The 24761-nt window shown below is 72.0% G+C and carries 22 protein-coding genes; 9 read left to right on the top strand and 13 right to left on the bottom strand.

All coding sequences use genetic code 11. The features are described 5' to 3' along the window. Positions 1-50: 50 nt before the first annotated feature. The gene (locus ACFT4A_RS38460; RefSeq protein WP_382840190.1) at positions 51-3185 is read left to right on the top strand and encodes an ATP-binding protein; all 3135 of its coding nucleotides are present in this window, start codon (positions 51-53) and stop codon (positions 3183-3185) included. On the opposite strand, the gene ACFT4A_RS38455 is transcribed toward ACFT4A_RS38460, so the two are convergent. Both ACFT4A_RS38455 and ACFT4A_RS38450 read right to left on the bottom strand, forming a co-directional pair. After that, complete coding sequence (locus ACFT4A_RS38455; RefSeq protein WP_382840187.1) at positions 3166-3957, bottom strand: ABC transporter permease; 792 nt, start codon at positions 3955-3957, stop codon at positions 3166-3168. The genes ACFT4A_RS38460 and ACFT4A_RS38455 overlap by 20 nt on opposite strands. After that, on the bottom strand, positions 3954-4955 hold the full coding sequence (locus tag ACFT4A_RS38450) for an ATP-binding cassette domain-containing protein (protein ID WP_382840184.1): 1002 nt from the start codon (positions 4953-4955) through the stop codon (positions 3954-3956). Before ACFT4A_RS38450 ends, ACFT4A_RS38455 begins: the two co-directional genes overlap by 4 nt. Positions 4956-5145: 190 nt before the next feature. Here ACFT4A_RS38450 and ACFT4A_RS38445 point away from each other — a divergent pair, with 190 nt between their 5' ends. Continuing rightward, the gene (locus ACFT4A_RS38445) at positions 5146-5892 is read left to right on the top strand and encodes a TSUP family transporter (RefSeq protein WP_382840245.1); all 747 of its coding nucleotides are present in this window, start codon (positions 5146-5148) and stop codon (positions 5890-5892) included. A gap of 154 nt (positions 5893-6046) precedes the next feature. On the opposite strand, the gene ACFT4A_RS38440 is transcribed toward ACFT4A_RS38445, so the two are convergent. Further along, complete coding sequence (locus tag ACFT4A_RS38440) at positions 6047-7264, bottom strand: MFS transporter (protein ID WP_382840182.1); 1218 nt, start codon at positions 7262-7264, stop codon at positions 6047-6049. 530 nt (positions 7265-7794) lie between these two features. On the opposite strand from ACFT4A_RS38440, the gene ACFT4A_RS38435 reads away from it, so the two are divergent. Then, complete coding sequence (locus ACFT4A_RS38435; RefSeq protein WP_382840179.1) at positions 7795-8163, top strand: hypothetical protein; 369 nt, start codon at positions 7795-7797, stop codon at positions 8161-8163. Positions 8164-8237: 74 nt separating this feature from the next. Beyond that, positions 8238-9422 (top strand): CaiB/BaiF CoA transferase family protein, encoded by a 1185-nt coding sequence (locus ACFT4A_RS38430; protein ID WP_382840242.1) that lies wholly within the window; start codon positions 8238-8240, stop codon positions 9420-9422. Between the two features lie 64 nt (positions 9423-9486). Here the strand turns inward: ACFT4A_RS38430 and ACFT4A_RS38425 are convergent, their stop codons facing one another. From ACFT4A_RS38425 to ltnD, 7 genes are read right to left on the bottom strand one after another with little or no spacing between them, the layout of a single operon-like run. After that, positions 9487-10233 carry a FadR/GntR family transcriptional regulator gene (locus ACFT4A_RS38425; RefSeq protein ID WP_382840177.1) on the bottom strand — a complete coding sequence of 249 codons (747 nt, stop codon included), beginning with the start codon at positions 10231-10233 and terminating at the stop codon, positions 9487-9489. Positions 10234-10276: 43 nt separating this feature from the next. Then, positions 10277-11290, bottom strand: a complete 1014-nt coding sequence (gene denD / locus ACFT4A_RS38420; RefSeq protein WP_382840174.1) for a D-erythronate dehydrogenase — start codon at positions 11288-11290, stop codon at positions 10277-10279. Beyond that, positions 11287-12090, bottom strand: a complete 804-nt coding sequence (gene otnI, locus ACFT4A_RS38415) for a 2-oxo-tetronate isomerase (RefSeq protein ID WP_382840171.1) — start codon at positions 12088-12090, stop codon at positions 11287-11289. The genes denD and otnI overlap by 4 nt, the downstream gene beginning before the upstream one ends. A 33-nt stretch (positions 12091-12123) precedes the next feature. After that, on the bottom strand, positions 12124-13425 hold the full coding sequence (locus ACFT4A_RS38410) for an MFS transporter (protein WP_382840169.1): 1302 nt from the start codon (positions 13423-13425) through the stop codon (positions 12124-12126). A 52-nt stretch (positions 13426-13477) separates the two neighbouring features. Further along, complete coding sequence (locus ACFT4A_RS38405; protein ID WP_382840166.1) at positions 13478-14176, bottom strand: aldolase; 699 nt, start codon at positions 14174-14176, stop codon at positions 13478-13480. Beyond that, complete coding sequence (gene otnK, locus ACFT4A_RS38400; protein ID WP_382840163.1) at positions 14173-15453, bottom strand: 3-oxo-tetronate kinase; 1281 nt, start codon at positions 15451-15453, stop codon at positions 14173-14175. Before otnK ends, ACFT4A_RS38405 begins: the two co-directional genes overlap by 4 nt. A gap of 1 nt (position 15454) precedes the next feature. Further along, positions 15455-16372 carry an L-threonate dehydrogenase gene (gene ltnD / locus ACFT4A_RS38395; RefSeq protein WP_382840161.1) on the bottom strand — a complete coding sequence of 306 codons (918 nt, stop codon included), beginning with the start codon at positions 16370-16372 and terminating at the stop codon, positions 15455-15457. 250 nt (positions 16373-16622) lie between these two features. Between ltnD and ACFT4A_RS38390 the strand changes: the two genes are divergently transcribed. The 3 genes from ACFT4A_RS38390 (at position 16623) to cobM (ending at position 19834) form a co-directional block, all read left to right on the top strand. Continuing rightward, complete coding sequence (locus tag ACFT4A_RS38390) at positions 16623-17666, top strand: enoyl-CoA hydratase/isomerase family protein (protein WP_382840158.1); 1044 nt, start codon at positions 16623-16625, stop codon at positions 17664-17666. Between the two features lie 150 nt (positions 17667-17816). Continuing rightward, positions 17817-19088 carry a precorrin-6y C5,15-methyltransferase (decarboxylating) subunit CbiE gene (cbiE, locus tag ACFT4A_RS38385; RefSeq protein WP_382840156.1) on the top strand — a complete coding sequence of 424 codons (1272 nt, stop codon included), beginning with the start codon at positions 17817-17819 and terminating at the stop codon, positions 19086-19088. Beyond that, entirely contained in the window at positions 19085-19834 is a 750-nt protein-coding gene (gene cobM, locus ACFT4A_RS38380; RefSeq protein ID WP_382840153.1) for a precorrin-4 C(11)-methyltransferase, read from the top strand. The genes cbiE and cobM overlap by 4 nt, the downstream gene beginning before the upstream one ends. Positions 19835-19868: 34 nt before the next feature. Here cobM and ACFT4A_RS38375 read toward each other — a convergent pair whose 3' ends face one another. Then, on the bottom strand, positions 19869-20987 hold the full coding sequence (locus ACFT4A_RS38375) for a cobalt-precorrin-5B (C(1))-methyltransferase (protein ID WP_382840150.1): 1119 nt from the start codon (positions 20985-20987) through the stop codon (positions 19869-19871). Between the two features lie 18 nt (positions 20988-21005). On the opposite strand from ACFT4A_RS38375, the gene ACFT4A_RS38370 reads away from it, so the two are divergent. Together ACFT4A_RS38370 and ACFT4A_RS38365 are read left to right on the top strand one after the other, a co-directional pair. Further along, complete coding sequence (locus ACFT4A_RS38370; RefSeq protein WP_382840147.1) at positions 21006-21770, top strand: cobalt-precorrin-6A reductase; 765 nt, start codon at positions 21006-21008, stop codon at positions 21768-21770. 110 nt (positions 21771-21880) lie between these two features. Further along, positions 21881-23029: a HoxN/HupN/NixA family nickel/cobalt transporter gene (locus tag ACFT4A_RS38365; protein ID WP_382840145.1), complete on the top strand. Its 1149-nt coding sequence runs from the start codon at positions 21881-21883 to the stop codon at positions 23027-23029. Between the two features lie 16 nt (positions 23030-23045). On the opposite strand, the gene ACFT4A_RS38360 is transcribed toward ACFT4A_RS38365, so the two are convergent. Both ACFT4A_RS38360 and ACFT4A_RS38355 read right to left on the bottom strand, forming a co-directional pair. Next, entirely contained in the window at positions 23046-24536 is a 1491-nt protein-coding gene (locus ACFT4A_RS38360) for a precorrin-2 C(20)-methyltransferase (RefSeq protein ID WP_382840142.1), read from the bottom strand. Next, positions 24533-24761, bottom strand: a 229-nt coding sequence (locus tag ACFT4A_RS38355) for a precorrin-8X methylmutase (protein WP_382840140.1), incomplete at its 5' end; no start/stop codon positions are given. The genes ACFT4A_RS38355 and ACFT4A_RS38360, both read right to left, overlap by 4 nt.

Here is a 24761-nt window from a genome sequence, read left to right as displayed (position 1 = left end):
AGGCGACGCCGTGGGAGTTCCGGCGGCCGGGCCTTGGCTAATCTGCACGGGTGACCACCGACCTGACCCTGCTGCCGCGTGTCGCCTACCGCGGACAGGAGGTCACCGCGCCCCGGCTCCGTGGCCTCCTCGCGCTGCTCGCGGGCGACTTGCGCACCGGCTGCAGCACCGACCGGCTCGTGGCGGGGCTGTGGCCGGACGCGTTGCCGGAGCGGCCGGGCAAGGCGGTGCAGGTCCTCGTGTCCCGGGCGCGGGCCCAGCTCGGCGCCGACGTCATCGCCAGCACGCCGACCGGATACCGGCTCACCCTCGCCGAGGACCAGGTCGACAGCTCCGCTCTGCTGCGGCACGCCGCCGCCGGCGCGGACCGGGCCAGGGCCGGCGACCACGCCGGATCGCTCGCGGCGGCCGAGGCCGGGCTCGCGCTCTGGGAAGGCACCCCTGCCGACGCCGACGACACCGACGACCCCCTGGCCGCGCTGCGCACCGAGCGCGCCCCCGTCCGCGGCGCGCTCGTCCGCGCGCGAGCCCTCGCGCTCGCCCGCCTCGGACGGCACGCGGAGGCGGCCGGACCACTGGCCCTGGCCGCCGCGGAGCATCCGCGCGACGAGGAAGTGCTCGCCGAACTGCTGCGCGGCGAGGCCGCGACGGCCGGCCCGTCCGCCGCGCTGACCCGGTACGAGGCCTACCGCCGCGAACTGCGCGACGAACTCGGCACGGATCCCGGCGCCGCGCTCAAGGCCGTACAGCGGGAGCTGCTGAGCGGCGAGGCACCCGCGGTCAGACACGGCGTGCCGCACGAGCCGAACCCGCTCCTCGGCCGGGACGAGGACATCGCCGCGGTGGAGCGGCTGCTGCACGCCTCCCGCGCCGTCACCGTCGTCGGCCCCGGCGGCCTCGGCAAGACCCGGCTCGCGCACGCCGTCAGCCGCCGGGCCGAACAGCGCGTGGTGTACTTCGTGCCGCTCGCCGGCGTCACCTCGGACGCGGACGTGACCGCCGAGGTGGCCTCCGCGCTCGGCGCGGGCGAGGGGCGGCCCGGTGCCGGAATGGGCGGCCACGACCCCGTGTCCGGCATCCTCGGCGTGCTCGGCTCCGGGCCCGCTCTGCTGGTGCTGGACAACTGCGAGCAGGTCGTCGCCGGCGCCGCCGGCCTCGTACGCGCCCTGGTCTCGTCCTCGAAGGACCTGCGGGTGCTCGCCACCAGCCGGGCCCCGCTGGGCCTCACCTCGGAGGCGGTGTACGCGCTGCCGGAGCTCCGACTCGCCACCTCCGTCGAGCTGTTCACCCAGCGGGCCAGGGCCGCCCGGCCCGGCGTCGAGCTGCCGCAGGACGCCGTGGCCGGGCTGTGCCGCCACCTCGACGGGCTGCCGCTCGCCGTGGAACTGGCCGCCGCGCGGGTACGGGTGCTGTCGGTGCCCGAGATCGCCCGGCGCCTCGGCGACCGGTTCACGCTGCTGCGCGGTGGCGCGCGGGACGTGCCGGAACGTCATCGCACCCTGCACGCGGTCGTGGACTGGAGCTGGAACCTCCTCGACGAGGACGCCAGAGCGGCGCTGCGCACGCTGTCCGTCTTTCCCGGCGGCATCTCGGGCGAGGCGGCGGAGCAGGTGCTCGGCGGGGACGCGCTGTCCCTGCTGGAGCAGCTGGCCGACCAGTCGCTGCTCACCGTCGCCGACACCCCGGCCGGGGTGCGGTTCCGGATGCTGGAGACCGTACGGGAGTTCAGCGCGGCCCGGCGCACGGAGGCGGGCGAGGACGAGGAAGCCGTCCGCCGCTTCCTCGCCTGGGCGCGGGACTTCGGGGTCACCCACCACGACTGGTTCTTCGGCTCGGGACCGCTGTCCGCCTGGGAGCGGATCAGAGCCGAGCAGGACAACCTCGTGCTCGCTCTGCGGCACGCCCTGGCTCGTACGGACGGCCCCACCATCGCCGCCCTCACCGCGGTCCTCACCGCCCTGTGGTCCACCGGCTCCAACTTCACCCGCCTCACCGCCCTCGCCGCGGAAACCGGCCCGCCGCTGTCGCACTACCACCCCGAGCCCGAGTACGTCGAAGTCGCCCGCGCCGCCGCGGTGTTGTCCACGACGACCCTGTTCATGGGCTACGGCCCGCACGTCGTACGCCAGCTCGTCACCCTCCGGCGGCTGCCCCCGGCCCCGCCGGACACCCTGGTGCGCGCCATCGCGGTGGTGCTGGGCGCGGTCCCCGAGATGCTGCCTCCCGACTACGAGGTGCTGCAAAAGCTCTGCGACAGCGAGCAGCCGCTGCTCGCCGGCATCGCCGAGTGCGTCGCCACCTACGTCTGGGAGTACGAGCATGACATCGACCGCGCGCTCGCCTCGGCCCGTCGGATCGTCACCGCGCTGGGCCCGGTCGACAATCCGTTCCTGCAGGTCATGGGACACGCCCGGCTGGGCGAACTGTGCCTGAGGACGGAGCAGGGCGAGGCGGCGTACGAGCATCTCAAGGCGGCGCTGGAGGCGCTGCCTCGGCTCGGTGACGAGCACGACTCCATCGGCGTACGCAGTGGCCTTGTCCTCGCCTGCCTGCACCGCGGCGACCCCGACGAGGCCGAGTACTGGCTGCGGCAGGCGGAGGGCTTCAACACCCCGCAGCAGGACGACTTCCACAGCCCCGGCCTCGGCGGGCGCGCCGAGATAGCGCTCGCCCGCGGGCTGACGGAGGTCGGGCTCGGCCTGTGGCGCGGCGCCGTGGAGGGGATGGCCGAGGTCGGCCCGGTGGACGGCGGCGATCCCTTCCTCGACCGGTGGGTGCTGCAGATCCAGTCGGCGGCGGTGACGGCGCACGCGCACGCCGGCCGTCTGGAGCTGGTCGCTGACGTGGTCGACCGGCTGCGGCAGGAGCTGCGGACCATGCTCGACGGTCCGCCCGGATCGCCCATGGAGCTTCGGTACGGGACGGCGCTGCACGCCCTCGGCATGGCGGGGCTGGCGTCCGGCGACGCCTCGGCCGTACGGATGATCGCCCTGGCCGAACGGCTGCGGGTGCTGCGCGACTACCAGCCGACGATGTCGGCGGCCCGGGCCCGGCGGGCGGCCGAGAACGCCGACAGGGCGGCCTACGCCGACGCGGTGTCGGAGTACGCCGCCCTGGAGCGGAACGAGTTGCGGGATGCGGCCCGCGCCGTCATGGCGGTTGCTTCTACTTCGGGTCGCGGTTGAACTGTGCCGTCGACCAGCGGTAGCCGAGCGCGCTCAGTCCGACGCACCAGGCGACGGCGATCCAGCCGTTGTTGCCGATCTCGGTGCCGAGGAGCAGACCGCGCAGGGTTTCGATGGCGGGGGTGAAGGGCTGGTACTCGGCGATCGGCTGGAACCAGCCGGGCATGGTGTCGGCCGGGATGAAGGCGCTGGAGATGAGCGGGAGCAGGATCAGCGGCATGGCCATGTTGCTGGCCGCCTCGGGGTTCGGGCTGGCCATGCCCATGCCGACCGCGATCCAGGTGAGGGCGAGGGAGAACAGGGCGAGCAGTCCCACCGCCGCGATCCATTCCAGGAGCGTGGCGTCCGTGGAGCGGAACCCGATGGCCACGGCGACGCCACCGACGAGGACCAGGCTGGCCGTCACCTGAAGCACGCTGCCGACGACGTGCCCGATGAGCAGCGAGCCCCGGTAGATCGCCATCGTCCGGAAGCGGGCGATGAGCCCCTCGGTCATGTCCATGGAGACGGCGATCGCGGCCCCGATCACGGTGCTGCCGATGGTCATCATCAGCAGGCCCGGGACGATGTAGGCGATGTAGTCGGAGCGGTCGGCGCCGCTGCCGCCGATGCCCGCGCTCATCACGTCGCCGAAGATGTAGACGAAGAGCAGGAGCAGCATGATCGGCGTGAGCAGCAGGTTCAGCGTCATCGACGGATAGCGGCGGGCGTGCAGCAGGTTGCGGCGCAGCATCGTGGACGAGTCGCGCACGGCGAGGGCGAGGGAGCTCATCGGACGTTCTCCTTGGACTGGCCGGACTGGCCGGACTGGCTGGGGACGTGGGTGGCGCCGGTGGTGGTGCTGGTGAGGGCGAAGAACACGTCGTCGAGGTCGGGGGTGTGCACGGTGAGTTCGTCGGCCTCGACGCCGGCGGTGTCGAGCCAGTCGAGGATGGAACGCAGTTCGCGCTGGCTGCCGTCGCTGGGGATCTGCAGTGCGAGGGCTTCGTCGTCGCGGGTGACCTCGCGCAAGGCGGAGGCGGCCGACCGGTAGGCGTCCGGGTCGGTGAAGCGCAGCCGCACATGGCCGCCGGGGATGAGGCGTTTGAGTTCCTCGGCGCTGCCCTCGGCGGCGATCCTGCCGTCGTTCAGCACCGCGATGCGGTCGGCGAGTTCGTCGGCTTCCTCCAGGTACTGGGTGGTGAGGAAGACGGTCGCCCCGTCGGAGACCAGCTCGCGGATGATGCCCCACATGTTGTGACGGGAGCGGGGGTCGAGGCCGGTGGTGGGCTCGTCGAGGAAGATGATCCGTGGGCTGCCGACCAGGGTCATGGCGAGGTCGAGGCGGCGCTTCATACCACCCGAGTAGGTGGAGGCGGGCTTCTTCGCGGCGTCGGTGAGGTCGAAGCGTTCCAGCAGCTCGGCGGCCACCCGCCGGCCCTCCTGCCTGGGCAGGTGGTGCAGGTCGGCCATGAGAAGCATGTTCTCCTCGCCGGTGATCAGCCCGTCGACGGCGGAGAACTGCCCGGTGACACCGATCGCGGCCCGCACGGCCTGCGGGGCGGCGGCCAGGTCGTGTCCGCCCACCCGCAGCTCGCCGGCGTCGGCGGTGATGAGGGTGGAGAGGATCTTGACGGCGGTGGTCTTGCCGGCACCGTTCGGACCGAGCAGGGAGAAGACCGTGCCGGCCGGCACCGCCAGATCGATGCCGTCGAGAACCGTCTTGTCCCCGTAGGCCTTGCGCAGCCCCTGGGCCGCGATGGCGAGAGTGTGCGATGTCGTCGAGGTCATGCCGCAGAGCTTGCGGCAGGGCGCATTCAGCGCGGTTTCACGATGGTTTCAGCGCCCTGGAACCGGGCGGCGGAGCGCGGTAGCGATCTACGCTGTCGCCGGAAGGCCGGGCGGGACAGACCGGCACGGGCTGACTGGGGCGGGGCATCGGGTGGGGTGGGAACTGGGGGCGGCCGGCCTCGCGGTCGGGATGCTCATAGCCGTGGTGACCGCGCCGGTCGGCGTCTCCGGGGCGGTGTTCCTGCTCCCGGTGCAGCTCAGCGTCTTCGCCGTGCCCAACCCGGCTGTCACGCCCACGAATCTGCTCTACAACGTGGTGGCGGGACCGGGCGCCCTGCTGCGCTACCGACGCGACGGCGCCCTGGCGGGACCGCTCGTCCGCCGCCTGGTGCTGGGAACCCTGCCCGGTGTCGTCCTGGGAGCGGTCATCCGCGTGTTCGCCCTTCCGGGCCCGGGCGTCTTCCGCCTCCTGGTCGCCGCGCTGATGCTGCCGCTCGGCAGCTGGCTCATCGCCCGGACCCTGCGTCCCGCACCCCCGGAGGTCCGGCGCCCCGCCCCCGCGCCCCGGACGGTCACCTGCCTGGCCCTCGTGGTCGGCGTCGTGGGCGGCATCTATGGCATCGGCGGCGGTTCGATCCTCGGCCCCGTCCTGGTCGGGCGCGGTGTCCCCGTCGCCAAGGTCGCCCCGGCCGCGCTCGCCTCCACCTTCGCCACCTCGGTGATCGGCGCCGCCACCTACGCCCTGCTCTCCCTGGCCCACAGCGGCAGCATCGCCCCCGACTGGTTCCTCGGCCTGTCCTGCGGCCTCGGCGGTCTCCTCGGCGGCTACCTCGGAGCCCGCCTCCAGCCGCATGTGCCCGAGCCCTTCCTCCGCCTCGTCCTCGGCACTCTGGCGACGGCGCTCGGCGCCCTGTACGCGGTCGACGCGCTTCGCTGACGGCACTCCGCGAGGGAATCGGCCAGGGGCCGACCCACCACCGGTCGTAGTAGGTGTCGCCGATCCACAGCGCCTCGACAGCAACCACCCTGCCTGGGAGCGGCGTGTCACGGGCTGTGAGTGAATGCCGTCCTGACCCTCTGCCCTCACACCCTCACGGCCGGGTTGCCGACTCGGTGGCCGGTGACGCGGTCGCGGAGCGCTTGCCGACGGCGGGAGCGAGGATGATCGCCACGGCGGTGAAGGCGAGGACGACGATCATGGCGAGACGTAGCCCGTAGTGCTCGCCGAGGAATCCGAGACACGGGGGCCCGACGAGGAACGCGACGTAGCCGATCATCGCCACCAGGCTGACACGCGCGGCCGAGTCGGGCCCGGAGTCACCGGCCGCCGAGAGGGTGACTGGGAAGCCGAGCGAGGCTCCCAGGCCCCAGAGGAGAACGGCGGCCCCCGCGAGGACCGCCGAGTCGGCGAAGACGACGACGGCGATTCCCAGAGTCGCGCAGACGGCGCTGGCCCGGACGACGGGGGCGCGGCCGAGTCGGTCGATGAGGAGCCCGCCGCCGAAACGGCCGATGGTCATGGCGGCGGCGAAGCCCGTGTAGACGGCTGATCCCAGGGCGGGGTCCATGCCGTGGCCGTCGACCATGAGCAGGGGCAGCCAGTCGTTGGCGGAGCCCTCGGCCAGCGCCATGGCGAGGATGACACCGCCGATCAGCAGCAGCCGTGGGTCCTTCCAGACCTTCACCTCGGCCGGCGCCGCGTCGGCGTCAGGCCGCGAGCCGCGATTGCCCCGGGTCTTGCCGACCGCGTGCGGGATGGCGCGGAAGGCGTAGGCGAACATGACCGCAGTGACGGCGGCCATCCCGGTCAGATGCCACTGCACCGGCCAGGAGACAGCCGTGCACAGAATGCCGAACGCGGCCCCCACGACCGTGCCCAGGCTGAAGAACCCATGGAGCGTGGGCAGGACCGTCCGCCCCGTGATCCGCTCGACGTCGGCGCCGTCGATGTTGATCGCCACCTCCCCACCGCCCATGCCGGCGCCGAAGAGGAACAGCCCGGCGGTGGTCGCGGGGGCGGAGGAGAGCATCGTCCCGCCGCCGATGACCGCCATGCTCGCAATGACCAGCAGCGTCGCGACGCCCATGACGGGCCGGGTGCCGAACCTGGCCACGAGCGTGCCGGAACTGAGAATGCCGATCATCGAGCCGACGGACAGCCCGAACAGGACGATGCCCATCTGCGCCGTCGAGACGCCGAGTTGATCCCGGATGTCAGGTGTCCGGGTGACCCAGGAGGAGATCGACAGGCCGGGTATGAGGAAGAAGAGGAACAGCGCCGCTCGGCGGCGGCGTGTGGCCAGGTCCATCAAGAAGCTTGCTCTTTCCCGTGTGTCGGTGGACTGCTCACAGGATCGCCGCGAGCGAAGTCGTCCGGCAGGGCGCGGGCGAAATCCCGCGGGCTGTCGCAGCGAGAGCGCAGGGCGACGAATTCGTCGTGGAAGGGGAGCGGGGCGATGTGGGGCCGCCAGTCCGGTTCCCCCACCACTTCGAGGGCCTCCCGTACGTAGGCGGGGGCGACCGGGTGATGATGTCCCGCGCCGGAAGGTCGCGCGGCAAGAGGGCGCCGATCGCGCCGTCCCGTTTCGCCATGGTGATCTCATCCTCCGCGGGTTCAGGTCGTCATCGTCCAGCGGCCGACCGGGGGACATGCCGGATGTCCGATCGTAGTCATGACCGGATCCGGGCAACCCGCTCTGACCTCAGGGAACGGATCGCCTTCCGCGCACAAAGATGCGCCAGGTCGTCGTTGACCGGCGCTTCGGAGCCGGGCCAGGGTGAAAGGGACATCGGATTCCGGTCACCTATCCGGTCACCGAATTGCGTGCAGGAGGCCGCGATGCTCCAGACAGAGACCCGGGAAGACACCGAGCTCGGGAAAGGCCTCTTCTTCCAGCGCTGCCTCTGGTGCGGCACTCCGGCGTACCGGCGCTCGTACTTCCGTGCGTGCGGGGCCGTGGCCTTCGGCCGGGAACGCAGCGCGGGTGCCGGAGCCGTGGTCCGCCGAAACGGCCAGGTCCAGCAGAACACGTGGTTCGTCGCGATGGACGAGGGCTTCAACCTGCTCTACCAGGTCACCGGAACGGCACCGGTCGCCGTGGCGGTGGGCGCGCGGGTGACGGTCGTACGGGCCGTCGCTCCCCACGGCCCAGGCCTTCCCGTGGTCGAACTCATTCACCCGGAAACGCCCTTGCGGCAGTGGTGGTGACCGGAAACGGCCCCCGCCGAGCCACGGCCGAGCGGGACGATCAGAGAGGAGGGTGTGTGAGCACCCAGGACAACATGCCGGACGGACGGGGCGCACTGGACGGTGTGCGCATCGCCGACTTCTCCCGGGTTCTCGCGGGACCCTACGCCACCATGCTCCTCGCCGACCTGGGCGCCGACGTGGTCAAGATCGAGCGGCCGGGCGTCGGGGACGACACCCGGGCCTGGCGGCCTCCGGCGGACCATGACGGTACGTCGACCTACTACCTGAGCGTGAACCGGAACAAGAGGTCGGTCGTCCTGGACCTGGCGACGGACGCCGGCCGCGAACAGGCACGGTCCCTGGTCGCCGAGTGCGACGTGGTCGTGGAGAACTTCCGGCCCGGCACGATGGAGCGGCTCGGCCTCGGCCACGAGGAGCTGCGTGCGCGTCACCCGGAGCTGATCTACTGCTCGATCAGCGGCTTCGGCAGCGGTGCGGGCGCCGCGATCCCCGGATACGACCTGCTGGTGCAGGCCGCCGGAGGCCTGATGAGCGTGACCGGGGAGGCCCAAGGCGAGCCGGTGAAGGCGGGTGTGGCCCTCGTGGACGTGATCACCGGGCTGCACGCCTCACTCGGCATCCTCGCCGCCCTCCGGCACCGGGACGCCACCGGGGAGGGGCAGCTCGTGGAGGTGAACCTGCTGAGTTCCCTGCTGTCGGCCATGGTCAACCAGGCCTCGGCGTTCGCCGTCGCCGGTGTGGTCCCGGGCCGCATGGGCAACGCGCACCCGAGCATCGCCCCGTACGAGACCTTTCCCACCGCAGACCGTCCGCTCGCCCTCGCGGTGGGCAACGACAAGCAGTTCGCGGTCCTCGCCGAGGTCGTCGGCGAACCCGGTCTCGCTCTCGACGACCGGTTCCGCACCAACGCCGACCGGGTCGCCCACCGCACCGAACTCGCGGAGATCCTGACCCGGCTGCTGAGCACCGACGGCGCGGACCACTGGTCGGCGGTCCTGCTGGCCGCCGGAGTACCGGCCGGCCCGGTCAACAACCTGGACGAGGCGTTCACCTTCGCCCACGAGATCGGCCTGCCCGGCGTCATCGACCTCCCCGCCGACGCTGCCGGCTCAGAAGGAGGAGGCAGGCCCTCCCGTCAGGTCGCCCACCCCCTCGCACTGAGCGCGACGCCCGCGCGGTACCTGCTGCCCCCGCCCCTGCTGGGACAGCACACCGACGAGATCCTCCGCGGCCTCTCCGGCCACGAAGCCACCTGACCCGGCCCTCCACCCACCGGCCCACCCCTGCGACAGCCCCCAGGGCCTGCCCACCGCCGGCGCGTCAGGGCGCGCCGTCGAGATCCACCTCGATGTCCTCGGCGTCGGTCCAGAACCCGTCGTCCGCGTCCTGGAGGCGGGCGGCGGCGTGGTTCATGTGGAGGCGTGCGGCCGTGCGTGCCGCCTCGGCGTCGCGGGCCTCGATGGCGGCGAGGATGGCGTGGTGCTCCGCCCGGACCGCTTCGATGAAGTCGTTCCGGCGTGCCTCGTTGGCACGCGTGACGCGGATACCGCTGCGTGACACATCGCCCAGGTACCGCAGGGTCGAGACCATCACGGTGTTCCCGGTCGACTCGGCGATGGACCGGTGGAAGGCGAGGTCCTCGTCCACGCCGTCACCGCCGGACGCGACCGCCGAGTCGATCGCGTCCAGGGCCTGACGCATCCGCGCCAGGTCGAGGGGCGTGGCCCGGGTGGCCGCGATATGGGCCGCCTCACCTTCCATGGCGCGGCGCACCTCCACGATCTGCAGCACCTTCGCCTTGGTGTCGGCGGCCTCCAGGTCGAGCGGGCGGGTGCGCCGCGGCAGGACGAACACGCCGATGCCCTGGCGCGGTTCGATCAGGCCCGCGTTGCGGAGCCGCGACAGAGCCTCGCGCACCACCGTGCGGCTGACGCCCAACTGCCTGACCAGCTCGACCTCGGTCGGCAGTCGGTCGCCCTCGGCCAGCCGCCCCGACTCGATCTCCTCCGAGAGGGTCGCGGCGACCTGATCCGCGAGCCGGACAGGACCGCTCACCTTGGAAAACATGGTTATCAGTCTATAGGTCCGGGTCTCGTCGTTTCGGTTTCCGCTAGGCCTTGACCAGGACCGCGTCGGGGTGGTCGGCGAGGTAGTCCCGCACCACCGATTCGAAGCTCGGGTCGGGCTCCAGCCCGAGCGCGGCGGCCCGGGTGTTGTCGAAGACGGAGGGCCACGACCCCACCACGGCCTCGACGGCACCATCGGGCGCGACGGTCACCAGATCGGCCGCGGCGTCGCCCGCCACCCGCCGCAGCGTGGTCAGCATCTCGGCGACCGAGACCGTGAGCGCGGGGAGGTTGACGGGCAGTCCGCCGTCGAGCCGGCCCTTCCCGCTGCCGCGCTCGGCTTCGGCGATGCGGAGGATTCCCTCGACCGTTCGCCGTGGTGACGCCAGGGCCACCCGCAGGTCGGGGCGTACGGGGCAGATCGCGGGGAGGCCGGCGAGCGGCTCGCGGACGATGCCGGAGAGGAAGCCGGAGGCGGCGGCGTTCGGCTTGCCGGGTCGTACGGACACGGTCATCAGCCGGGCGACGCGTCCGTCGATGAAGCCCCGGCGCGTGTAGTCCGCGACCAGCTGCTCGCAGACGAGCTTCTGGATCCCGTAGCTCGACCGGGGCGTGGGCAGGGTCGACTCGCTGACCACCGGCGGGAGCGGCAGGGCCGGGTCGGAGCCGTAGACCGCGACGCTGCTGGAGAACACCAGGCGCGGCGTCGGCCCGCCGGAAGCCGACTGGGCCCGGGCGGCTTCGAGGAGGGCGCGGGTGGTGTCCAGGTTGGCGCCCATGCCGAGGTCGAAGTCGGCCTCGCACTCGGCCGAGACGGCGGCGGCGAGGTGGATCAGCACGTCCACCGGCTCCGCGAACACCTCGTCGAGACACTCGACCAGGTCACCCCGCACGACCTCCACCAGGGGATCGGCCGCCTGCGGCGCCCCGGGCGGCACGAAACGGTCGGTGAGCACCAGTTGATCGATCGGCGCACCACCGTGCGTCCGGGTCCTCAGCAGGGTGTCGGTGATCTCGCGTCCCAGAAAGCCGAAGCCGCCCGTGATGACGATCCTCATGCGCTGTCTCCTCGGTAGTCGTTCAGCCAGCCGAGGCCCTCGCTCGTGCCGGCCCGGGGGATGTACTCGCAGCCGATCCACCCGTCGAAGCCCAGGTCGTCGACGACGCCGAACAGATGCCGGATGTCGAGTTCGCCGCTGTCCGGCTCGTGGCGGTCCGGCACGCCGGCGATCTGCAGATGACCGACCCGGCCGGTCGGCAGGTCGCGGCGCAGCGTCATCGTGAGATCGCCCTCGACGATCTGGCAGTGGTACAGGTCGAGTTGCACCTTGAGATTCGGGGCGCCCACCTCCCGTACCACCGCGTGGGCCTCCGCCTGCCTGGACAGGAAGTAGCCGGGCATGTCGCGGCCGTTGATCGGCTCGACCAGGATGTCGACGTCCGACTCGGCGGCCCGCTCCGCTGCCCACTCCAGGTTGGCCAGGTAGGTGTCGCGGTGCTCGGCCCGTTCCTTCGGCGTCATGTCCGGCGGCACGAGACCGGCCATCACGTGCAGCCGCGCGCAGTCCAGCGAGGCGGCGTACTCGAGAGCGCGGGCGATCCCGGAGCGGTGCTCCGCCTCGCGGCCGGGCAGCGCCGCGATACCGCGTTCTCCGGACTCCCAGGCCCCGGGAGGTGCGTTGAAGAGCACCTGCCTGAGGCCGTGGTCGTCGAGCCGGTGCCGCAACTCCGTGCTGTCGTAGGCGTAGGGGAAGAGATACTCGACGGCGGTGAAGCCGTCCGCCGAGGCCGCGGCGAAGCGGTCGGGGAAGTCGTGCTCGGGATACATCATGGACAGGTTCGCTGCGAACCTCGGCATGCTGGCTCCTGTGAGGGGACCGGGAAAGACCGGTCAGCGGTTGACGGTCTTCTTGTCGGTGGTGAGCACCGCGGCGGCGCCGACGACGAGGCTGAGCGCCAGGACGTACATCGGGAGCGATGTCGAGCCGGTGGCGTCCTTCAACGCGCCGATCATGTAGGGGCTGACGAAGCCGGCGAGGTTGCCGACCGAGTTGATCACGGCGAGACCGACCGCGGCTGCCGTACCGCCGAGGAACGCGGTGGGGAGCGACCAGAACAGCGGCGAGCAGGTCAGCACACCGGCCGCGGCGACGGACAGCGCGAGAAGGGACAGCACGGTGGACCCGGACCAGCCGGCCGCCAGCGAGAAGCCGACGGCGCCCATGAGGCTCGGGACGACCAGGTGCCAGCGGCGTTCGCGGCGCTTGTCCGCCGAACGCCCGAACAGGTTCATCGTGACGAGTGCGGCCAGGAACGGCACCGCGCTGAGCACCCCGATCGCGAGATTGCCCTCGATGCCGGTGGACTCGATGAACGTCGGCATCCAGAACGTCAGGGCGTACTGGCCCATCACGAAGCAGAAGTAGATGAAGCACATCAGCCACACCTTCGGCTCGCGGAAGGCGTCCCAGACCCGGCCGTGCACGGTCTGGTGCGCGGCGTCCTCGGCGATCGCCCGCTCCACGACGTCCTTCTCCTCGTCGGTGAGCCACTTCGCGTCGCGCACGCTGTTGTCGAGGTAGAACAGGGTGGCCACGCCGATCAGGAGGGCGGGGATCGCCTCCAGCAGGAACATCCACTGCCAGCCCTGCCAGCCGTTCACACCCTGGAACCGGTCCATGATCCAGCCGGACAGCGGGTTGCCGAAGATGCCGGCCACCGGGATGGCGGACATGAACATCGCGATCACCCGGGCACGACGCTGCGACGGGAACCAGTACGTGCAGTACAGGATCACCCCCGGATAGAACCCGGCCTCGGCGGCACCGAGAAGGAACCTCAGGACGTAGAACGTCGCCTCGTTGTGGACGAACATGAACGCCGCCGAGACGACGCCCCAGCTGATCATGATCCGGGCGATCCAGGTGCGGGCGCCGACGCGCTGCAGCATCAGGTTCGACGGCACCTCGAAGAGGAAGTAGCCGATGAAGAACAGGCCGGCGCCGAGGCCGTACGCCGCCTCGCTGAATCCCAGGTCGTCGGACATCTGCAGCTTCGCGAAGCCGACGTTGACCCGGTCCAGGTAGGAGACGACGTAACAGAGGACGAGGAAGGGGACGATACGTCGTACGACCTTGCGGAAGACGGCGTTCTCACGGGCGACGTCGGGGACTTGGGACGCCGATATAGGCATGGACATGGTGATCCTTTGAGCGGCTCGGGGGATCCGGCAGGGGAGAAGGGGTTCACCACGCGGCGTTGAAGGTGGACCTCAGTTCATCGAGCGCGTGATCGGGGAGCGGCTCGGGGCGACGGTCGGTCAGGAGCCAGAGACGTGCCGTCTCCTCGAGTTCTTCGAGGACGGCGAGAGCGGTGGCCGCGTCGGGGCCCCAGACCACGGGGCCCAGCCGGTCCAGCAGCACCGCCCTGATGGGCGTTCGGCTCGCTGCGCGGTCGGCGATGAGGGCGGTCACCAGGTCGGCCACGCGGGGGTCGCCCGGCCGGTGGTAGGGGATGAGCGGCACGTGCCCGACCTTCATCACGTAGTAAGGCGTGATGGGCGGCAGTACGTCCGCGGCGCTCCACACACCGGCCAGCGTGAGCGCGACCAGGTGCGTGGAGTGGGTGTGGACGACGAACCGCGCCGTGGGGTCGGCGGCACAGATGCGCCGATGGAGCGTCAGGGTCTTGCTGGCACGGTCGCCCGCGATCTGCTCACCCCGGCCGTCGACCAGTGCCAGGCGGCCGGGTTCGAGGAACCCCAGGGCGGCGTCGGTGGGCGTGATCAGATGGCGGTCGCCGACCTTGGCGCTGATGTTGCCCGCGCTGGCGTGGACGTAGCCCCGGGCGAACAGGCTGGTGCCCACGCGGACGATCTCGTCGCGGGCCCGGTCGACCGCCTCGTCGTGTGCCGTCCGGGCGGTGGTGCTCGGCTGCGGGGTCATGCTGCCTCCTCGTCCAGGAGCGCGAAAGAGCGGGTGAAGAAGTCGGGGCCGCCGAAGTTGCCGGACTTGAGCGTGATGTGGAACGTTTCTCCGTCGGGCAGAGCCGCAGCGCACCAGGGCACACCGGGGTCGATCTGCGGACCGATCCGGAGCCCGGTGACACCGAGCGCCTGGACGACCGCTCCCGAGGTCTCACCTCCCGCGACGACGAGCCGCCGCACGCCGCGTGCCACGAGCCCCTGGGCGATGCGGGCCAGCGTCCGCTCCACGAGTTCACCGGCCTCGGCGGCACCGAGCCGGCCCTGGACGGTCCGGACCGTGTCGGCGGAGTCGGTGGAGTAGACGAGCACAGGACCGTCGTCCAGATGCGACTCGGCGAAGGCCAGGGCCTGTCCGACCACGTCCTCGCCGGCGGCCACACGCAGCGGGTCCACGCTGAAGGCGGGCCGGCCGGTGCGCAGGTACTCCAGGACCTGACGGTTGGTGGCCGTGGAGACCGACCCCGACACGATCGCTCGGTGGCCGGCGGGAGGCGGCAGCTCCGCGGCGGCGCGGGACGGCTTGAACCCCCAGTTCGCGGGAAGACCGATCGCCAGCCCCGAGCCCGCGGTCACCAGCGGGAACCCCTGGACGGCCGCGCCCAGACGCACCAGGTCGTCATTGGAGACGGCGTCGACGATGGCGATCCCGACACCGTCCTCGCGCAGGGCGTCGACGCGGGCCCGGATCGCCTGGGCGCCGTCGGCGACCACCGTGTGGTCGACGAGGCCGACCTCGCGTGTGGTCTGCGCGCCGAGCACGGAGACCAGATTGGAGTCGGTCATCGGCGTGAGCGGGTGGTGGCGCATGCCGCTGTCGCTGAGCAGCACGTCGCCGACGAAGAGATGCCCCTTGAAGATCGTGCGCCCGTTGTCGGGGAACGCCGGCGTCGCGACCGTGAAGTCGGTGCCCAGCGCGTCCATCAGCGCCTCGGTCACCGGGCCGATGTTGCCGGCCGGTGTCGAGTCGAAGGTGGAGCAGTACTTGAAGTAGATCTGCTCGGCGCCCAGGGACCGCAGCCAGGCCAGGGCTCGCAGCGATGCCTCGACGGCGTCGGCCGCCGGGACGGTCCGCGACTTGAGGGCGATGACCACGGCGTCCGCGTCGATCGCCTGCTCGGCGCCGGCCGGTGGTGTGTCGATCAGCTGGACCACGCGCATGCCCGCGCGCACCAGATTGTTGGCGAGGTCCGTGGCGCCGGTGAAGTCGTCGGCGATGCATCCGAGACGGATCCCCATGTCAGGCCTCCACCGGCTTGGGCAGATCGACACCCGGGAAGATCTTGATGACCGCGCTGTCGTCCTCGGCACCCAGCCCGGACGCCGATGCCTGGAGGAACATCTGGTGGGCGGTGGCGGCGAGGGGGAGCGGGAACCGTTCCGGCCGGGCGGCGTCCAGTACGAGCCCGAGGTCCTTGACGAAGATGTCGACGGCGGAAAGAGGCGTGTAGTCGCCGTCGAGCACATGGGCCATGCGGTTCTCGAACATCCAGGAGTTGCCGGCGCTGTGCGTGATGACCTCGTAGAGGGCCTCGGCGGGAACGCCCGCCTTGATGCCGAGGGCCATCGCCTCGGCCGCCGCGGCGATGTGCACGCCCGCGAGCAGCTGGTTGACGATCTTGACCTTGGAGCCGAGCCCGGCGTGCTCTCCCAGGCGGTAGACGGTGCTGCTCATGGCCTCTAGCACCGGGTCGGCGAGGGCGTACGCCTCGGTGGAGCCGGACGTCATCATGGTGAGTTCACCGGCCGCCGCGCGGGCGGCGCCGCCGGAGATGGGCGCGTCCAGGTAGAGCACGCCCCGCTCGGCCAAGCGGCCTTCGAGAGCGGCGGACCAACCCGGGTCGACCGTGGAGCACATGACGAAGACAGCGCCGGGGCGGAGCCGGTCGGCCGCGCCCTCGGCACCGAACAGCACGGTCTCGACCTGCGCGGCGTTCACCACCACGCCGACCAGGACGTCGACCGCGGCTGCCAGCTCGCCACAGGTCCCGAACGCCGTCCCGCCCTCGCGGGCGAAGTCCGCGGCCGTCTCCGGTCGCAGATCGTGGACGCCGACGTCGTACCCCGCCGCCCGCAGGCTCCGGGCCATCCCGAGGCCCATGGCTCCTAGGCCCACCACGCCCACGCGCGGTCGCGCGGGCTTGTTCTGGTCGCTCATGCCCATCCTCGCGTTGCTGTGCCGTCCGGAGGCCGGTCGTATCGACGGCCTCCGTGAGATCAGGTCATATGATGACCTGAGGACAGCGAAATGCGCGGTGTGATGTCGGTCACGCACTCTCTTCGCAGGGGGCGCCTCACCTCAGCGCGTAGGGCCTCGAGAAGATCGACCTGCGAGTCCACCAGCTCCTGGAAGGAACCAACGAGATCATGCGCGTCATCGCGGTCCGAGGCCTGACGGAGGCACTCGGATGACCGACGTCCTCTTCCGTGCGACGGGCCGGGCCGCCCACATCGTCCTCAACCGGCCCAAAGCCCTCAACGCCCTCACCCACGCAATGGTGCGCCGTATTGACGAGGCCCTGACCGACTGGGAGCGGGACCCGTCCGTCGAGACCGTCGTCATCACCGGCGCGGGGGAGCGCGGCCTGTGCGCGGGCGGCGACATCCGCGGCATCCACGACGACGCCCGCGACGGGGACGGCACCGCCTCGGCCGCCTTCTGGCGCGACGAGTACCGCCTCAACGCCCGCATCGCCCGCTACCCCAAGCCCTACGTCGCCGTCATGGACGGCATCGTCATGGGCGGCGGCGTCGGCGTCTCCGCGCACGGCAGCGTCCGGATCGTCACCGAGCGGTCGAGGATCGCCATGCCCGAGACCGGCATCGGCTTCGTCCCGGACGTCGGCGGCACCTACCTGCTCGGCCTCGCCCCGGGCGAACTCGGCACCCACCTCGCCCTGACGGGCGCGCAGATCGGCGCCGGCGACGCACTGTTGTGCGGCCTCGCCGACCACTACGTACCGTCCGAGGCGCTGGGACGGTTCGTCGACGACCTCGCCGTCATGCCCGTAGGGGAAGCCCTGGACCGGCATGTGAAGCCCGTACCGGAAGGGGAACTGGCCGGGCGGCGGGAGTGGATCGACTCCTGCTTCGCTTCCGACACGGTCGAGGAGATCGTCCAACGGCTGCTCGCGTACGGCGACCCGGCGGCGAAAGAGACCGCCGAGAACCTGTTGGCCAGGTCGCCCACCTCGCTCAAGGTCACCCTGACCGCCCTGCGCCGCGCCCGCCGGCTCGGCTCGCTGGAGCGGGTGCTGGAGCAGGAGTACCGGGTCTCCTGCGCGTCCCTGAGCACGCCCGACCTGGTCGAGGGCATCCGCGCCCAGGTCATCGACAAGGACCGCGACCCCCGCTGGTCACCGTCGACTCTCGACGAGGTCACCGACGCCGACGTGGAGCGTTTCTTCACACCGCTCGGCGAGCGCGAACTCGGCCTCGCCGGATCCGGGTGAAGGCCGGACACCGGCGGCAGGCTGTTGCAAGTGGCGTGCAATAAGGGCCAGGGAAATGCGCACCCGAGCAAAGGTGTGCTGGTCGGCGCCCAGTAGAGTGCGCTTTTGTCGCCCATGAGAGCTGCCCCCCGAATCCCGAGGTACCGCGCAGTGAACCCCGCACGTCCCGCACCGACCGCCGCCGTGACCGTCGTCGGGATCGGGGCCGACGGCTGGGAGGGCCTGACCGACGCCTCCCGGGCGGCGCTGAGCGAGGCCGAGGTCCTGATCGGCGGCCCGCGCCAGCTCGACCTGCTGCCCCCGCGGTGCGCCGGGGAGCGGATCGCCTGGCCCTCGCCCCTGCGCCCCGCCGTGCCCGGCCTGCTCGCGGCACACGCCGGCCGCCGGATCGCCGTACTGGCCAGCGGGGACCCCATGTTCTACGGCATCGGGCGCGCCCTCGCCGAGGAAGTCGGGGAAGCGGGCACCCTGCGCGTCCTGCCCCACCCCTCCTCCGTCTCCTACGCCGCCGCCCGCCTCGGCTGGCCCCTGGAGGACGTCGAGATCGTCACGCTCGTCGGCCGTCCCCCCGCCCGTCTCGCCACCGCCCTGCACGACGGCCGGCGGATCCTCGTCCTCAGCGCGGGCGCCGACACACCCGGCGAGGTCGCCGCCCTCCTGCGGGACCGGGGATTCGGCGCGAGCCGGATGCGGGTCCTGGAACAACTCGGCGGCGCGAAGGAGCACACGACCGCCGAGGCCACCGCGGACGACTGGCCGGACGCACGGCCACCCGGCGACCCCCTCAACATCGTCGCCGTCACCTGCCATCGTGCCCCGGACGCCCCGCACCTCGGCGCCGTGCCCGGTCTCCCGGACGACGCCTACGAGCACGACGGGCAGCTCACCAAGCGCCACGTCCGCGCCGTCACGCTCGGCACGCTCGCCCCCGCCCCCGGGGAACTGCTGTGGGACATCGGCGGCGGCTCGGGCTCGATCGCCATCGAGTGGATGCGCACCCACCCCTCATGCCGCGCGGTCACCGTCGAGCGGGACCCGGTGCGCGCCGCACGCATCACCCGCAACGCCGAGCGCCTCGGCGTGCCCGGCCTGCGGGTCGTCACCGGTGCCGCGCCCGCCGTCCTGGCCGAACTGCCCGTGCCCGACGCCGTGTTCATCGGCGGCGGCCTCACCGCCCCCGGACTCCTCGACGCCTGCTGGGAGGCCCTGCCGGCCGGTGGGCGGCTGGTCGCCAACACCGTGACACTGGAGTCGGAGGCGCTCCTCGCCGACGCCCGCCGTCGTCATGGCGGCGAGCTGGTGCGGCTCGCGGTGGCGCACGCCGTGCCCGTGGGTGGCTTCACCGGGTGGCGGCAGGCGATGCCGGTGACCCAGTGGGCCGCACAGAAGACCCTCGACACCCCTTCGGGAGCCAACAGATGACCGTGTACTTCATCGGCGCCGGACCCGGTGCCGCCGATCTGATCACCGTGCGCGGCGCCCGCACCCTCGGGGCCTGCCGGGTCTGCCTCTACGCGGGCAGCCTGGTCCCGCGCGAGCTGCTTGCCGAATGTCCGCCGGACGCGCGGCTGGTGGACACCGCCCAGCTCACCCTGGACGAGATCACCGCCGAGCTGGTCCGCGCCCACGAGGAGGGGCACGACGTGGCGCGGCTGCACTCCGGGGACCCGTCGGTGTTCAGCGCGGTCGCCGAGCAGATGCGCCGGCTGGACGCGGCCGGAGTGCCCTACGAGGTGGTCCCGGGTGTCCCGGCCTTCGCCGCCGCGGCGGCGTCCCTGAAGCGGGAGCTGACCGTGCCGACCGTCGGCCAGACCGTGATCCTCACCCGCGTCGCCCAGCGTGCCACCGCCATGCCCGACGGGGAGGACCTGGCCACCCTCGGCCGCAGCGGCGCGCTGATCGTGCTGCACCTGGCCGCCGGCTATGTGGACCGCGTGGTCGACGAACTCCTCCCGCACTACGGCGCCGACTGCCCGGCCGCAGTCGTCGCCTACGCCTCCCGCCCCGACGAGGTGATCATTCGCGGCACCCTCGACGAGATCGCCGCCAAGACCAAGGAGGCCGGTGTGCTGCGCACGGCCGTGATCATGGTCGGGCGGACGCTGGGGGCGGAGGGGTTCCGGGACAGCCACCTCTACTCGGCGGAGCGGGAGCGGCACGTGTGCTGAGCGGGTCGGCAACGCACCGGCGGCGCAAGGGCCCTCAGGCCACGGAGCTGCGCCCCACCACCGTGCCCGCCCGGTCGATGCAGATCACGTCGACGGTGACCGGCGCACCGCGCAGCACGGCCAGTGCCTCGTCGCGAGCGGTCCTGGCGACCAGATCTCCGAGCGGCACCCCGGCGGCCATGCACAACTGGAGCGCGGCCAGCCCGGTGTTGGCCTCGGCCACCTCGGCACGCAACGCCTCGTCCGCGCCGCCCTGCCGGGCCAGTTCGGCGAGGAAGCCCTTGTCGACCTGGGAGCGGGCGGAGTGCAGGTCGAGATGGCCGGCGGCGAGCTTGGACAGCTTGGCGAAGCCACCGCAGATCGTCAGCCGGTCGACGGGGTGGCGGCGGATGTACTTCAGCACGGCGCCCGCGAGGTCGCCCATGTCGAGCAGGGCGTCCTCGGGCAGCCCGTACTCGGCGACGACCGTCTTCTCCGATGTCGACCCGGTGCACCCGGCGACATGCGTACGGCCGGCCGCCCGCGCCACGTCCACGCCCCGGCGGATGGAGTCGATCCACGCCGAGCAGGAGTACGGCACCACGATCCCGGTGGTGCCGAGGATGGACAGACCGCCCAGGATGCCCAGCCGCGGGTTCCACGTGGAGCGGGCGATCTCCTCGCCGTGGTCGACGGAGACGGTGATCTCGACGTCGCCGGTGCCACCGTGGCGGGCGGCGACCTCGGCCACGTGCTCGCACATCATCCGGCGGGGGACGGGGTTCACGGCAGGCTCGCCGACGGGCAGCGGCAGGCCGGGGCGGGTGATCGTCCCGACCCCGGGCCCCGCCCTGAAGACCACCCCGGCCCCGGCGGGCAGCCGCCGTACCGTGGCCCGGATCAGCGCGCCGTGCGTGACATCCGGGTCGTCGCCCGCGTCCTTGACGACGCCCGCCATCGCGGATCCGTCGCCCAGTTCCTCGGCCGCCAGCGCGAACGACGGCGTCTGCCCCTTGGGCAGGGTGATCGTCACCGGGTCGGGGTACTCCCCGGTCAGCAGTGCCGTGTACGCGGCCGTCGTGGCCGCCGTCGCACAGGCACCCGTGGTCCACCCGTGCCGCAGGCCGGTGTGCTCCAGCTGGGCCCTGCGGCCACCCTTCACTTCGCTGCTCATGAACGGACCTGGACTTCCATGCACGTACTGATTCTGGGCGGGACCACCGAAGCCCGCCGCCTCGCGGAACTGCTCGACGGCACACCCGGCCTGACCGTGACCAGCTCGCTCGCCGGGCGGGTGGCCGGCCCCCGGCTGCCTCCGGGCGAGGTCCGGATCGGAGGCTTCGGGGGAGTGGAGGGGCTGACCGCGTGGCTGCGCGAGCACCGGGTGAACGCACTCATCGACGCCACCCATCCTTTCGCCGGGACGATCGGTTTCCACGCGGCACGTGCCGCCGCCACCGCCCATGTTCCCCTGCTCGCGGTACGGCGCCCCGGCTGGGTCCCGGTCGCGGGCGACGACTGGCACGAGGCCGGCTCCCTGGAGGAGGCCGCGGGGCTGCTGCCCGCCCTCGGCAGCCGGGTGTTCCTCACCACCGGACGCATGGGCCTGGCCGCGTTCGCCGGTCTGGACACCTTGTGGTTCCTCGTACGCTCCGTGGACGCCCCCGAGGCCCCGCACCCCGCCCGCATGGAGGTGCTCCTCGACCGAGGCCCCTTCACCCTCGACGGAGAACGCGAACTCCTGCACCGCCACCGCATCGACGTCCTCGTGACGAAGGACAGCGGCGGAGCCGCCACCGCGCCGAAACTCACGGCCGCGCGGGAGGCGGGAGTGCCCGTGGTCGTGGTCCGCCGGCCGCCGGTTCCCGAACAGGTGTCCGCCGTGGCAGGTCCGGAAGAAGCGGCCCGGTGGATCAGTGAACTCCCGCACGGGCGGGCTTTCCCGACTACTGGCTGAAACCTGACAGGGGCTTTGCCGCACCTGTCTTGTACCTGCAGTGAACGCGCAGAAGCCTTGAGAGCGCGGCTGAGAACAGCCGTTCCTCGACCCGTGAGGCCTGCGCCCCCATGACCACCGCTCCCGGCTCCGCCCGGCACCGCATCCGCACGTCGATGACCCGCAAGGAGTGGGCGAGCATCGGCGGAATGGCCGCGTTCATCCTGGCCCTGCACCTCGTCGGCTGGTTCACGCTCGTCGTGATCGTCGCCCCGGAGCACTACACCCTGGGGGCCAAGACCTTCGGGATCGGCATCGGCGTCACGGCCTACACGCTCGGCCTGCGCCACGCCTTCGACGCCGACCACATCGCGGCGATCGACAACACCACCCGGAAACTGATGAGCGAGGGACAGCGCCCGCTGTCGGTCGGCTTCTGGTTCTCGCTGGGCCACTCGAGCATCGTGTTCGCCCTGGCCTTCCTGCTCTCCCTCGGCGTCAAGGCACTGTCCGGGCCGGTCGCCAACGACGACTCCGCACTGCACGGCGTCACCGGCTGGATCGGCACGACCGTCTCGGGAACCTTCCTCTACCTCATCGCGATCATCAACATCGTGATCATGGCGGGCATCTGGAAGGTCTTCCGCCGGATGCGCACCGGCCACTTCGACGAGGCCGCCCTGGAGGAACAGCTCGACAAGCGCGGCTTCATGAACCGGCTCCTGGGCCGCCTGATGAAGTCGATCACCAAGCCGTGGCAGATGTACCCCCTGGGCCTGCTCTTCGGTCTCGGCTTCGACACCGCGACGGAGATCGCCCTGCTGGTCCTCGCCGGTTCGGGCGCCGCCTCCGGCCTGCCCTGGTACGCGATCCTGTGCCTGCCGGTCCTGTTCGCGGCCGGTATGTCCCTGCTCGACACCATCGACGGCTCGTTCATGAACTTCGCCTACGGCTGGGCCTTCTCCAAGCCGGTGCGCAAGGTCTACTACAACCTCACCATCACCGGCCTGTCGGTCGCCGTGGCGCTGCTCATCGGCACGGTCGAACTGCTGGGCCTGATCGCCGAACAGGCCGACCTGCACGGCCCGTTCTGGGACTGGGTGTCCGGCCTCGACCTGAACATCATCGGCTACGTCGTCGTCGGGCTGTTCTTCGCCACCTGGGCCGTGGCCCTGCTGGTGTGGAAGGTGGGCCGGATCGAGGAGAAGTGGACACAGGGCCTGGCCCGGCCCGCCCCAGCCGCCTCCCCGGCCGCCGCTTCGGTGGCCGAGGAGAGCTGAACCGGGCCGCACCCGCTTACGCCTCGGGGTACCGGCGCGGAGTCCAGACGATCTCCTCGCCGTCCCCGCGCCGGACGGCCCGCGTCTGCGAGGACCCGACCAGCAGGATCGTGCGCATGTCGACCTCGGCCGGGTCCAGGTCGGCCAGCCGCACGATCCGGACCCGCTCGCCGGAGCCGCCCACGTCCCGTGCCACCACCACCGGGGTGTCCGGTGCGCGGTGCTCCAGCAGCAGCTCTCGGGCCTTGCCCACCTGCCAGGTGCGGCTGCGGGAACCGGGGTTGTACAGGGCGAGCACCAGATCCGCCGAGGCCGCCGCCCGCAGCCGTCCCTCGACGACCTCCCAGGGCTTCAGCCGGTCGGAGAGGGAGATCGTGGCGTAGTCGTGCCCGAGCGGGGCACCCGCGCGGGCCGCCGCGGCGTTGGCGGCGGTCACACCCGGCAGCACCCGCACCCCGACGTCCGCGTACTCCTTCTGCGACGCGACCTCCAGCACGGCCGTCGCCATGGCGAAGACGCCCGGGTCGCCGCCCGAGACGACCGCGACCCGCCGCCCGCGCCGGGCCAGATCCAGGGCGAACTCGGCGCGCTCCGACTCGACCCGGTTGTCCGAGCCGTGCCGGACCTGACCCGCCCGCCGCGGCACCCGGTCCAGATACGTGGTGTAGCCGACCAGGTCGTCGGCGGCGGCCAGCGCGCCCCGCGTCTCGGGCGTCAGCCACAGCGGACCGGCGGGGCCGGTCCCGACCACCACGACCTCGCCCCGCTCCCGGGCCTCGGGCCGCTCGGCGTCGACCTGACTCGGCAGCACGGCCACCGAGAAGTACGGCACCGACTCCGGGTCCACGTCCGCCAGTTCGGCGAGCCGCTCCCCGGCCATGGTGGCCCGCTCGACATAGCGGGCCTCACCGAGCCGCCCCGAACTCTCCAGCGCGCCGCGCACCTTGGTGAAGGTCCGCCCCAGCTTCATCACCACGGCCACGTCCGTCGCGGCGAGCCGTGCGGTCAGCTCCTCCTCGGGCAGCGTGCCCGGCAGGATCGTCAGCACCTCCTCGCCCTCGGCGAGCGGCGTGCCCAGCCGGGCCGCGGCGGCGGACACGGACGTGACGCCGGGGATGACCTCGGTGTCGTAGCGGTCGGTGAGCCGCTTGTGCATGTGCATGTAGGAGCCGTAGAAGAGCGGATCGCCCTCGGCCAGGACCGCGACCGTCCGTCCCGCGTCCAGATGCGCGGCGAGCCGGGCCGACGCCTCGGTGTAGAACTCCTCCATCGCGCCCTTGTAGCCGCCGGGATGGTCGGTGGTCTCGGTCGTGACCGGGTAGACCAGCCGCTCCTCGATGTGGTCGGCGCGGATGTGCTTCGCCGCGATCGAGCGCGCGATGGAACGACCGTGCCGCGCACTGTGGTACGCGATCACGTCCGCCTCGGCGATGGCCTCCACGGCCCGTACGGTCATCAGGGACGGGTCACCGGGGCCGAGCCCCACCCCGTACAGCTTGCCGCTCACTCTTCCTCACTCGCGATCGCGTTGAGCGCGGCGGCGGCGATGGCACTGCCCCCGCGACGGCCGCGCACGACCAGGTGCTCCAGGCCCGACGGGTGCGCGGCCAGAGCGTCCTTGGACTCGGCGGCCCCGACGAAACCGACCGGGACACCGATGACGGCGGCCGGCCGGGGCGCGCCCTCGTCGATCATCTCCAGCAGCCGGAACAGGGCGGTGGGCGCGTTGCCG

Source organism: Streptomyces sp. NPDC057099, from assembly GCF_042671245.1.
Taxonomy (GTDB): Bacteria; Actinomycetota; Actinomycetes; order Streptomycetales; family Streptomycetaceae; genus Streptomyces; species Streptomyces purpurascens.
This window is presented reverse-complemented; position numbering and strand designations above follow the sequence as displayed.

What these genes read in the sequence shown, in the direction of transcription:
- denD (WP_382840174.1), bottom strand. Translation starts at nt 11,290, where the DNA reads ATGAGGATCGTCATCACGGGCGGCTTCGGCTTTCTGGGACGCGAGATC.
- ACFT4A_RS38375 (WP_382840150.1), bottom strand. Translation starts at nt 20,987, where the DNA reads ATGAGCAGCGAAGTGAAGGGTGGCCGCAGGGCCCAGCTGGAGCACACC.
- otnK (WP_382840163.1), bottom strand. Translation starts at nt 15,453, where the DNA reads ATGGGGATCCGTCTCGGATGCATCGCCGACGACTTCACCGGCGCCACG.
- ACFT4A_RS38440 (WP_382840182.1), bottom strand. Translation starts at nt 7,264, where the DNA reads ATGGACCTGGCCACACGCCGCCGCCGAGCGGCGCTGTTCCTCTTCTTC.
- ACFT4A_RS38455 (WP_382840187.1), bottom strand. Translation starts at nt 3,957, where the DNA reads ATGAGCTCCCTCGCCCTCGCCGTGCGCGACTCGTCCACGATGCTGCGC.
- ACFT4A_RS38410 (WP_382840169.1), bottom strand. Translation starts at nt 13,425, where the DNA reads ATGCCTATATCGGCGTCCCAAGTCCCCGACGTCGCCCGTGAGAACGCC.
- ACFT4A_RS38435 (WP_382840179.1), top strand. Translation starts at nt 7,795, where the DNA reads ATGCTCCAGACAGAGACCCGGGAAGACACCGAGCTCGGGAAAGGCCTC.
- ACFT4A_RS38405 (WP_382840166.1), bottom strand. Translation starts at nt 14,176, where the DNA reads ATGACCCCGCAGCCGAGCACCACCGCCCGGACGGCACACGACGAGGCG.
- cobM (WP_382840153.1), top strand. Translation starts at nt 19,085, where the DNA reads ATGACCGTGTACTTCATCGGCGCCGGACCCGGTGCCGCCGATCTGATC.
- ACFT4A_RS38425 (WP_382840177.1), bottom strand. Translation starts at nt 10,233, where the DNA reads ATGTTTTCCAAGGTGAGCGGTCCTGTCCGGCTCGCGGATCAGGTCGCC.
- ACFT4A_RS38370 (WP_382840147.1), top strand. Translation starts at nt 21,006, where the DNA reads ATGCACGTACTGATTCTGGGCGGGACCACCGAAGCCCGCCGCCTCGCG.
- ltnD (WP_382840161.1), bottom strand. Translation starts at nt 16,372, where the DNA reads ATGAGCGACCAGAACAAGCCCGCGCGACCGCGCGTGGGCGTGGTGGGC.
- ACFT4A_RS38450 (WP_382840184.1), bottom strand. Translation starts at nt 4,955, where the DNA reads ATGACCTCGACGACATCGCACACTCTCGCCATCGCGGCCCAGGGGCTG.
- ACFT4A_RS38365 (WP_382840145.1), top strand. Translation starts at nt 21,881, where the DNA reads ATGACCACCGCTCCCGGCTCCGCCCGGCACCGCATCCGCACGTCGATG.
- otnI (WP_382840171.1), bottom strand. Translation starts at nt 12,090, where the DNA reads ATGCCGAGGTTCGCAGCGAACCTGTCCATGATGTATCCCGAGCACGAC.
- ACFT4A_RS38430 (WP_382840242.1), top strand. Translation starts at nt 8,238, where the DNA reads ATGCCGGACGGACGGGGCGCACTGGACGGTGTGCGCATCGCCGACTTC.
- ACFT4A_RS38390 (WP_382840158.1), top strand. Translation starts at nt 16,623, where the DNA reads ATGACCGACGTCCTCTTCCGTGCGACGGGCCGGGCCGCCCACATCGTC.
- ACFT4A_RS38445 (WP_382840245.1), top strand. Translation starts at nt 5,146, where the DNA reads ATGCTCATAGCCGTGGTGACCGCGCCGGTCGGCGTCTCCGGGGCGGTG.